The sequence below is a fragment of the Segatella hominis genome (genome assembly GCF_019249725.2).
Taxonomy (GTDB): domain Bacteria; phylum Bacteroidota; class Bacteroidia; order Bacteroidales; family Bacteroidaceae; genus Prevotella.
Genome location: NZ_CP137560.1, coordinates 265420 through 275000 on the forward strand (window position 1 = coordinate 265420; position 9581 = coordinate 275000).

The window sequence follows — 9581 nt, forward strand, 5'->3', positions numbered from 1 at the left end:
AAACTCTGAATGACATGGCAAAAATACAAATAAAATCTGAGAAACTCACTCCTTTTGGAGGAATTTTTTCTATTATGGAGCAAATTGATGCTCTTTTAGCTCAAACCATAGATTCCACCACATTGCCCTGCTCATTGGTCACCTTCCCACTTACAGCATTCACGCCCATTGCTTTTTGCGTTAGTTTTGTTTCCATCTGGAGCAGGAAACGGCTTTCTGAGGAATTGTGATTCAAGGAACTTTTAAACGCAGACAGAGCATGACAAACAAAACTATACTTTTTCGAGGGGGTGCTGGTATTTTGACAAAAAATAACATGTACTTAACTCAACAAACCTGGATTTTATTATATCTTTGCATAAAATTTGCTGCACTCGGCAATCTGAAAGTAAGCTTTCATTGCGCTGGTTGGCAGCATCTCTACAAAAAATAAGATTTTAATGACAAACAAAAACTATAGCTTTATGGAAAAAGAGAAACTTTCTGCAATCCTGTCAAAGGGAAGAAACGGAACCAAGGGATGGTTCCTGTATCGTGCATGGCCTGGCACCAAAAGTGCCATCTACGTCTATCTGATGTCCATGCTTGCAGCCTTTCCGGTTGGCATTGCAGCAGCTTTGAGCTGCGAATTTATCGAATTCCTGACGAAGACAACCATCAATAGCTCTGCATGGGCCATGGCAATTTATATGCTGGCAGCAGAGCTATATATGATTCATAAATGCCGGAAGAAATTCCATCTGCGTGTTCGCCTGGAAAAGATTCAGCAGATGCCTAAGACCATCATCTTCTTGCTGGCCTTTATAGTGGGATTGTTCCAGGCCATTCCGATATCTGCATTAGAAAGTTTCATGGATTTGCCTGATTACATAGAGCAGGAAATTGTTAACCTGGAACATAATCCGATTGGAATCCTGATGCTCTGCATCATTGCTCCTATAGCCGAAGAATACCTCTTCCGCGGATTGATGATGCGAAAGATGCTGAAATGGAACATCAGTCCCTGGTATGCTATCATCGGCTCAAGCATCATGTTCGGCCTCATTCATCTCAATCCGGCACAGATTCCAGGAGCCATCATTCTGGGAATCTTCATGGCGTGGATGTGTTACCGAACCAGGAGTTTGATTCCGAGCATCATCATCCACATCACCAACAATACGCTCTGTCTGATTCCAGTAGAATACTACGATACTTACATCGCCAGCACTCCAATGATGGAAGCAAGTCTCAGCCTGATAAGCATCGCAATCATCATCCTTTCGATTTGCCTCTTCAACAAGAAGACTGCTGCATCATAAAAAGACTTCATAAAAGGAAGTCTTCATAAGAAAGGCTTCCTTATCAAATTCTTCACCACAAGGGGAGAACTATTCCTCCCCTTCTATCTTGCAGCCATCGAACCCCATTTCCCTGGCTTTGTCTGGTCCGAAAGTAAAATAGACAGCTTCGCCCTCATCACAAACCTCGCCTTTGGAGTTCTCCAGGGTCAGGTGGATGGTAACGATGTTGCGGCGCTGACTGGCGATGTGACCACGCACCGTAATCTGAGAATCGGTAGTCATCACAGGCTTCTTGTACTTCACGTTGAGCTGCATCGTCACGCCGGTGGTCTGCAGTTTGCGGTTGATGACCCAGCCTGCCACTTCATCCATCAGCATACTGATGATTCCGCCATGCAGGGTATTGATCCAGCCCTGGTAATTCTCGCCGGGATTCCAGATGGTAAGAATGTCCTCACCCTCTTCCCAAAACTCAAGATGCAATCCTACAGGATTGTTGGGGGCACAACAAACGCAGTTGTAACCCTCCTTGTTCAAATATGGATTTAATATCTTCTTCATTTTCTAATTGATTAAACTGATTTCTAACTGATTAAACTTTTTAAAACAATGCAAAGGTACGAATAATATCTGATAAGGCAAAGTTTTTAAAAAATATTATTGTTTTTCCGTCTGACTACCTAAAAATAGGGGGTCAGACGGAGCCATAACTATTTAGAAGAAATAAAAAATACTTAGAAATGGGGATAAAGATGAGCACTTCATTATTTAGAATAAATAAAAATACCAATTATTAAGTATTGCTGGATTTAGAAATATCCTATACCTTTGCAGCATGAATTAGCGAGATGCTCGCGAGTGGCGAGTAAGTGAACAAGAAATGATACAAAACATGAAGATTATACAAAAACATAAAGAAATGAAGAGAATTATTTTTATTATTTTAGGCAGCATCAATATTTGCCTTGCTTATGCACAGAGCTTTAACGGACAATATATTTCTGAATGGCAATGGGACATGAACAAAAATACGAATCTGATCAATCAGCTGAGATTGGAACTGAGTGTACCGATAGGAAAAGGAAAGGATTCGTTCGAGGTGGCTACGCTGCATGTGGCAAAGACCAATGATGGCATTATTGATGACTGGCAGGGATTTTCTAACATAGATGCAGACAATAACTTCGCCATGCTTGCCGTGCTGGGCTACATGCACGAGTGGAATTCGGGCCATCTGTTTGTGGGTGTGAGAAACGTGAACGAGGATTTCTTCACCTCTGATGTTACGGCACTTTTCCAGAACAGTTCTGAGGGAATCTTTCCTACGGTTGCTTCCAGCTATCCGATAGCCAACTATCCGTATTCAGGCTTGACCCTTTACTTTGATGTAACCAAGGGAGGATGGACTTTCAGAAACAGTCTGTATAATGGTGCGGGATATAATGGCTGGAAAGCCCACGACAATCCTTTCCTGGTTCGCCCGAAGAAGGATGGAATCTTCAACATGTCGCAGTTGGAGTATGAACATAAAGGTGGAAAATATTTTGCGGGTGCTGCCGTCCATACCCGTCAATATCCAATCAACGAGGATGGCGAAATGGTTTCTGCCGATGAATCCAAGGGCAAAACAACCTGTGGCTGGTGGATTTACGGAGAGCAGAGCGTTTGGAAGGCTGGCGACAGGAACATTTCGTGCATGGTGCAATATTCCGAGAACACCAGTCATCAAAATGCCTGCTACCGATACGCAGAGTTGGGCGGCGCCTATCAGGACGAAAAGAACGAGTGCGGATTGTCTGGCCAGTACGCCCGCTTCCAGCAGGGTTCGGAATATTCGCTGGAAGTAACGTGGAAAAGACAGCTGACGGAATCCATTTCCCTTCAGCCATCGTTCCAGTACATCAAAAACGACAATGGAGATTTCACGGCACTCAGTGCCCGACTCTATGTCAGTTTCTAAAGGAAAGAGATAATTAGCAAAAAGTGTACATCATTTTAGCTTTTAGAAGCTAAAATGATGTACACTTTTTTTATATGATAAAACAGCAGCTATCTACTATTCTGAATGAAACTATAACATCTGAGATAATTCCCATGCCCTCACATGCGTTATGCCTTTGCGAGAAGGCAACTGAAGATCGTCAAGCGATACTACTACTTTTTCATAGTTATCCGCTATACATCGGAAGACTGGAAATGCACAAGTTCAGGATAACCACCATCCGCCATATACTGCAAATAACTCACTCTGCCGGCAGGAAGCTGATGAATACTCGCATATTCCTCGTAAGACAACGGGAATATGTGAAATTCCACATATCTACCAGATAGAAGAGTAGATAATTCTCCAGAGAACATCTTAGAATTAGAACCTGTGATAAATATCTCGTAATCTTCAGTATAATCTTGAGACAGCGAGTTGACTACACGTTCCCAACCATCAATATCCTGCACTTCATCTATAAAGATATAAATTCGTCCTTCAGGTTTCAATTCCTCCCGGTACAAACGAATAAAATTATCCAAATCTTTATAGTTCTCTATAAAATCAAACGCTGTTAGTTCACGGTTGATAAAGACAATATTATTGCTACTGACACCCTGCTGCACAAGATGCATGGCTGTTTGACGCAATATATAACTTTTTCCCACACGTCGCTGTCCCGTAAGTACCTTCACAACCTTGCTGCCAAGATACGAAGCGACACTTTCGGTATAAAGCGGACGGGGAAAACCGCAATCGATGGTGTTGCCAAACCAAAGATTATACTTCTTTACTGATTCTATATTTTCGTTCATACTTGATTTTTTGTGCAAAGATAGCATTTTTTCGTGTATAGCCGAAAATATCTCTGTTTTTAACAAGATTTTCGGCTATACACGAAAATTTCACTGCTTTTGCTAAGATTTTCGTCCATAGACGAAAAAAAATACAAAGATTGCTTCAATCTTATTTCCTAGCAATCCATTTCGGCAAAACCTATCCAAAACTTCTACAGCTATACGGAACACTGCCCGTATAAATGCAGGTATGACCGATGGCTGTAACCGAAGGAACATAAGGAATCATTGTATTTTTGCATGAAAAACCCTCGTGCAATAATCGTTTGAATCCTCCTTCACCATAACGTTTCTGATAACGATAGAGATAATCCCATCTCATCTGATCGACAACAATGCCCACTACCAACTTTGGGCGCTGAACAGCGGATGAATATTTCAAAGATATGATGGAAAAATGAAGAAACTATTAAACTCATCAGAACCAATCGGAATAAATCGCATGAGATAAGTATTTGCAATAAAAATTGGTAAATTCTTGCTAGCTATTTCAAAATATTGTATCTTTGCACCCGCAAAAGAAAGAAACGTAGCAGTAAAAATAATATTATTTCAGACAAAATGGGAGACAGAATAACAACAATGGAGCAAGGAATGCAGCGACGCACAGAACTGCTCTTAGGAAAGGATAATCTGGAGAAATTACAGTCGGCACGTGTGCTCATCTTCGGTATTGGAGGTGTGGGCTCTTGGTGTGCCGAGGGACTTTTGCGCAGCGGCGTGCGCAACATCACTATCGTGGACAGCGACCGTGTCTGCGTAACCAACTGCAACCGCCAGCTGATGGCAACAAGCCGTACCATCGGAGAAGTAAAGGTGGATGCACTGCGCGAACGACTGCTGGAGATCAATCCCAATGCCAACATCACGGCTTATCAGAAAATCTATCAGGCTGAGACTGCCGACGAATTCCACATGGAGGAATATGACTTCATCATAGACGCCATCGACTCACTCAAGGATAAGGCCGACCTGATACTCCGGGCCACTGCTCTTCCAAAGGAAATCACATTCATATCTTCTATGGGTGCTGCTCTCCGTCGCGACCCGTTCAAGGTCAGGAAGGCAGAGTTCTGGAAAGTAGAAGGTGATCCTTTAGCCAAAGCCTTGCGTAAAAAATTCAAGAAGAACAAATCCTTCCCTCGCCGCAAATTTCAATGCGTATATAGCGAGGAAACACCGATGAAGAATATGGGTGTAAACAAAGCCTGCGGAACAGGCGGGTGCCTATGTCCTAAAGCGAAACTTCTCAGCGGAGAACGGGGAACAGACACTGCCGTCTATGACGCTCCTGGCGATCAGAGTCTTGTAGAACATGAATGGTGCTCTACCAAGGCGCAGATCAATGGTTCACTCTGCCACATCACCGCTACTTTCGGTATGGCAATTGCAGGTATGGTAATCAATCACATCATCGATTGATTATCATATCATAGACTGATATTTACATCCCTCACAGGCGAATATCTCACATCTTGCTTTTTCTAAAGGTTAAACACGGATAGTGAAGTTCTTTCAGCATCCATGTTTTTGATAAGCTGTGGTATTTCGCATAGAGGGATATCCTCGTCAAGTAGCCAACGTAAGGATGATTCACCGCCATCACGCCAGCCTCGCGAGGACCACCCATCGCTACTTGCAGATAGTTGAAGAATACCACCGAGTTCCAAATCTTCTGCCTCATCGTCAGATCAGTCTCCTCTCCCACCAGCGAACGCTCAAACTTCAAGAAAGTCCGCATCCAGTTTTGCCGTTCCTTATTCTCATTGAGATAATCATCAAGCACCTGCTGCGTAAAGTTCATACACTCCCGATGCAGACGGCAATCTCCACAATCCACACATTTCCTCATCACAATAATGACTCTCGCCCAATATCATGATTCACTTGCCGAATATCCCCCCGTTGGCATAATCATTGCCGACGAAAGGCTGAAAGAAAATGTTGCTATTCATATTTTAGAACAATGAAACTATCCAATCCCAAACCATGGTTCCCAAGCGAATGGACCACGAAATTACCACATAAATCAACCAGCAAAGCACGACAATGAACACAGCCGTCCAGAAAGCCTTCTTGTTCACCTTGTTGATAATCTCCTTGTCATCCTCGATATAGCCTGTAATCAACTTCAAGTTTTCAACATACGAACGCTTGAATACATCCAGCACATCACCAATATAGAAAGGTATGGCTCCTATCAGCACATCCATCAAGATGTTATAGATGACAGCCAATGTCAGCGGAATAGACTTAACCACACACAGACTATAATAGATGAACGAGAATGCTAACACGCTCGACAAAGCATCACCGATACCGGCAGGAAGGACGAAACCAAGGATAGGATCCAAGAAATACTTGTCCATATACTTCGCCGTACCTACCATCAGACGATATGATGGCATATTCATCATCTTCTCACGCTTTGCAGCTTTTTTATCAGCCCTCGCCTGTTCTTTGGCAAGAGCAGCCTCTCGCTTTTGATCTTCCTTTGCGAAATCCATACCCAAATCAGCCTGGGCTTGCTGTCTTCTTGAACTTTTCATACACCTTATAATTCTATTTGTTTCTTACCATTTATAAATTCCGTGAACTCCTGTTCCGAAAGAGAGAAACCGCTCAAGTCGCTCATCAACTCCATAGCCTGCTTACGTTCCTCCTCACTACCAGCCAGATTGATACGCTTGAACACCTCACGAAGATAAGCACCCTTGTTGTCTATCTTAGCCATTTCACGCTTAAACTCATCAGCATGTTTCTTCAACTCCTTATCGTATGCAGCCGAAGCCAAGCTACCACTGAGCTGCTGCGCTTTGAGCTTAGCGAAACTATCAAACAGAGCAATACCTTTCTGTAAGGATTGTTCCATAGCACCAGTTAACTGCGCCAAGTCTTCCTCGCTATACTCTGCAGGTTTGTTCTGTTGTGCGGTCTTACCCTCTATCTTCTTATGGTCTTTCGTGTATGCTTCCACTCCATCGAGCAAATTCTTAGCCATATCCTTGTCGGCATGAAGATTATCTGCCAACATTCCTGTAAACAGAGAAAGGTTCTGCTCCACATCAGCAGGAAGCTTGGCTGCCTCCCGATAATCGGGAATATCTACCGTATGCACCAACTTCTCATCTATCTTGCTCTCCATGATTTCACGTCCAAGTTTCAACATGGCAACCATATCACGAAGATGTTTCAGCATCTTCAGCTTCAATTCATCAGAGCAAACTATCTTGCTTCTGATTTCCTTAGAAACCTTATCCAGTTCACTTGAGAGCTTGGCATACTCATTTTTGATACGGGTTTGTTCCTCACGATGCGATTCCAATTCCTCCTGATCCAATTTCAAATCTACCTGATAGCTCTCATATTCTCTTACAAGTGGGAAGCATACTGCATTCCATTCGGCGAAGTCACGATAGTAGTTCTTGTTGGCCATACCAAAGGTAATCCAATTCAACAGGAAGAAAGGCTTGGAAGGCTTCTTCGCCTTCGCTTCCATATAACTTCCCTGCTTTGATTCCAAGGTAGCGGTGATATCATTAATCAGCGAGGTATAGACATCGATGTTCTGAAGATGATCGTTCATTTCCATGTCCAGCGCCTTCATCTGCTGGAGCAAACTTCTTCGTTGCTCCTCTAATGGGCGAATTTTCTCATTCTCATACAAAGCATCAAACGTCGCTCTCAAGTCAGAATCTAACAGTTTTTCTCCATAACGCAAGAACACATTCGCCTTCGGAATTACCACATCATTGAGCGTCTTGCAGATTACCAACAAACGTCCCATATCAGCCTTGATCCGAGTTGCGTCATGCTTCACGCTCATCTGGAAAACTGATAAATCAGACTTCAATCGATTAGCGCGTTCACTTGCTCCCATATAGTGTTCGAGCATCGTCAAGCCTGCCATCGCCAAGCCCAAGGACTTGTTGCCGTTCGACAACGACTTATAAGCCTGCAGGGAACCCTGCAAGGAAGTACGGAAACTAACAGAAATCTCACCAATCAAAGCTGCACATTTTTCCGTGAGCTTGTTATATTCCAGCTCCACATACTTAAGCATCTCGTCCACATCCAGCCACTCTATTCTTTTAAAGTCGAACAGATCAGGTGAAACCATCTTAATAGAGTCGCCATAGATATCAATCAGTTTCAGGGCATAGTCACGATAAACCGTCCCGATATCACTACGCAAGGAAGTAAAATCTTCGATGTTTCCACGAACGCTATCCTCAGCATAGTGATAAGCCTCCACCATCTTGGTATATTTATCAAACATGGTGGAAGCCTTACTTCTAACATCTTTCACGCCATTCGTACCCATGACAATATCAGCCATCTTCGACGTTCCCTTAGCAAGAACCAGGTTAAGGTTCAATTCCACTTGCTCTTTCAACTGCTCCAAAGCAGATGAAGACAACGCCAGTTCCGTCTCGGCTATCTTCAAAGCCTCCTCCTTGTTGCCCTGTTCCAGACTGTCATTCAACTTGTATTCAGCCACAAGGGTTGTACGTGAATTATTGGAAACAAAAGCAATGGCGATATTGCCATTATCATGGAAATATCTGTAGGCATCAAATACCAGCTTACTCACCTCCGAGGAATCGGAAGCAATACCATACTTCTTCAGTTCAAAAGCCAAATCTGCACGAAGATACGTCTTATTCTCTTTGCAGAGCTCATCAGCAATCGTCTTGATTGCCTGATAAACATTTTGATTATCAGCCATACTTTTCATCGTATTTATATTAATTTATTCTTTATCACAACCTACGACTATTCTTTTTCATTGTTACATTACCTTATATAGTTATACATTCGATTTCGGCTGCAAAATAACTATATAAGTGTGTCAAATAGTGACAGAGGTTCCAATATTATTATTTCTATTTAAAACTTTCTGTGGTACTGACTATTTGCTATTATACTTTTTATTAACAAAAGACATAATTAATATTGCCTTAGAATATCTTTAACTCATAAAAGCATAGAGATCAATATATTTATGCACCTCCTTGGCTCCATTGTAAAAAGGGGTGGCGGTGTGCTGCATGGTTGTTACTGTCACTACCATATCGGGAGTGAGGACAATACCATTTGAGTGTTTGAGGCGCTTTGGCTTTACTTGAAATACTCTACTCATAAGCATTCGGTTTTTAAGTTGTTATATATGGCTGCACCGGCTTTTCAGCCGAAACAGCTAGTTGTTTACTTCATTTCGCAAAGATTGTACAAACGAGCGCAATGAAAACTTGCTTTCAAATTGCCGAGTGCAGCTAATCTTCTGCAAAGCTAGAAAAAATCTGATAAGCCACCAAATTTTTAACAAGAAATCTTATGGATTCCTCTTATATTTCACATCTCAGGGACTCCACTCCCTCCTTCTTCCTACATCCATACCTTGTAACTACTCAGCATCCCTATTGAAAACTTTGAAAAGAAAAGCCTTGAAATATG

Annotated in this window: 10 protein-coding genes and 1 pseudogene; 4 read left to right on the forward strand and 7 right to left on the reverse strand. The window is 42.4% G+C overall.

Going from position 1 to position 9581, the window contains the following annotated elements; translation table 11 throughout:
- Nucleotides 1-14: 14 nt before the first annotated feature.
- A complete protein-coding gene (locus tag KUA50_RS16660) occupies nt 15-230 on the forward strand; it encodes a hypothetical protein (protein WP_218456616.1) in 216 nt (71 codons plus the stop codon).
- A gap of 234 nt (nt 231-464) precedes the next feature.
- Nucleotides 465-1301: a CPBP family intramembrane glutamic endopeptidase gene (locus tag KUA50_RS16665; protein ID WP_218456591.1), complete on the forward strand. Its 837-nt coding sequence runs from the start codon at nt 465-467 to the stop codon at nt 1299-1301.
- Nucleotides 1302-1370: 69 nt separating this feature from the next.
- Here KUA50_RS16665 and KUA50_RS16670 read toward each other — a convergent pair whose 3' ends face one another.
- Nucleotides 1371-1844 carry a PaaI family thioesterase gene (locus KUA50_RS16670; RefSeq protein ID WP_218456592.1) on the reverse strand — a complete coding sequence of 158 codons (474 nt, stop codon included), beginning with the start codon at nt 1842-1844 and terminating at the stop codon, nt 1371-1373.
- A gap of 358 nt (nt 1845-2202) precedes the next feature.
- Between KUA50_RS16670 and KUA50_RS16675 the strand changes: the two genes are divergently transcribed.
- Nucleotides 2203-3243 carry a carbohydrate porin gene (locus KUA50_RS16675; protein WP_218456593.1) on the forward strand — a complete coding sequence of 347 codons (1041 nt, stop codon included), beginning with the start codon at nt 2203-2205 and terminating at the stop codon, nt 3241-3243.
- Nucleotides 3244-3458: 215 nt separating this feature from the next.
- Here the strand turns inward: KUA50_RS16675 and KUA50_RS16680 are convergent, their stop codons facing one another.
- Together KUA50_RS16680 and KUA50_RS16685 are read right to left on the reverse strand one after the other, a co-directional pair.
- Nucleotides 3459-4082, reverse strand: a complete 624-nt coding sequence (locus KUA50_RS16680; protein ID WP_218456594.1) for an ATP-binding protein — start codon at nt 4080-4082, stop codon at nt 3459-3461.
- Nucleotides 4083-4287: 205 nt separating this feature from the next.
- A pseudogene (locus tag KUA50_RS16685) lies at nt 4288-4515 on the reverse strand (alkaline phosphatase family protein); the annotation flags it as partial.
- Between the two features lie 170 nt (nt 4516-4685).
- Between KUA50_RS16685 and KUA50_RS16690 the strand changes: the two are divergent.
- Nucleotides 4686-5546 carry a ThiF family adenylyltransferase gene (locus KUA50_RS16690; protein ID WP_218456595.1) on the forward strand — a complete coding sequence of 287 codons (861 nt, stop codon included), beginning with the start codon at nt 4686-4688 and terminating at the stop codon, nt 5544-5546.
- A gap of 46 nt (nt 5547-5592) precedes the next feature.
- Here KUA50_RS16690 and KUA50_RS16695 read toward each other — a convergent pair whose 3' ends face one another.
- The 4 genes from KUA50_RS16695 to KUA50_RS16710 form a co-directional block, all read right to left on the reverse strand.
- Nucleotides 5593-5928, reverse strand: coding sequence for a hypothetical protein (locus KUA50_RS16695; protein WP_318346090.1), 336 nt, complete (start codon nt 5926-5928; stop codon nt 5593-5595).
- A 154-nt stretch (nt 5929-6082) separates the two neighbouring features.
- Nucleotides 6083-6673: a DUF4112 domain-containing protein gene (locus tag KUA50_RS16700; RefSeq protein WP_218456597.1), complete on the reverse strand. Its 591-nt coding sequence runs from the start codon at nt 6671-6673 to the stop codon at nt 6083-6085.
- A 5-nt stretch (nt 6674-6678) separates the two neighbouring features.
- Entirely contained in the window at nt 6679-8853 is a 2175-nt protein-coding gene (locus KUA50_RS16705; RefSeq protein WP_218456598.1) for a hypothetical protein, read from the reverse strand.
- A 243-nt stretch (nt 8854-9096) separates the two neighbouring features.
- Nucleotides 9097-9267, reverse strand: coding sequence for a hypothetical protein (locus tag KUA50_RS16710; RefSeq protein WP_218456617.1), 171 nt, complete (start codon nt 9265-9267; stop codon nt 9097-9099).
- Nucleotides 9268-9581 lie beyond the last annotated feature (314 nt).

Coding starts and splice junctions, on each gene's coding strand:
- KUA50_RS16675 (WP_218456593.1), top strand. CDS start 2,203: ATGAAGAGAATTATTTTTATTATTTTAGGCAGCATCAATATTTGCCTT.
- KUA50_RS16705 (WP_218456598.1), bottom strand. CDS start 8,853: ATGGCTGATAATCAAAATGTTTATCAGGCAATCAAGACGATTGCTGAT.
- KUA50_RS16700 (WP_218456597.1), bottom strand. CDS start 6,673: ATGAAAAGTTCAAGAAGACAGCAAGCCCAGGCTGATTTGGGTATGGAT.
- KUA50_RS16665 (WP_218456591.1), top strand. CDS start 465: ATGGAAAAAGAGAAACTTTCTGCAATCCTGTCAAAGGGAAGAAACGGA.
- KUA50_RS16710 (WP_218456617.1), bottom strand. CDS start 9,267: ATGAGTAGAGTATTTCAAGTAAAGCCAAAGCGCCTCAAACACTCAAAT.
- KUA50_RS16660 (WP_218456616.1), top strand. CDS start 15: ATGGCAAAAATACAAATAAAATCTGAGAAACTCACTCCTTTTGGAGGA.
- KUA50_RS16680 (WP_218456594.1), bottom strand. CDS start 4,082: ATGAACGAAAATATAGAATCAGTAAAGAAGTATAATCTTTGGTTTGGC.
- KUA50_RS16695 (WP_318346090.1), bottom strand. CDS start 5,928: ATGAACTTTACGCAGCAGGTGCTTGATGATTATCTCAATGAGAATAAG.
- KUA50_RS16670 (WP_218456592.1), bottom strand. CDS start 1,844: ATGAAGAAGATATTAAATCCATATTTGAACAAGGAGGGTTACAACTGC.
- KUA50_RS16690 (WP_218456595.1), top strand. CDS start 4,686: ATGGGAGACAGAATAACAACAATGGAGCAAGGAATGCAGCGACGCACA.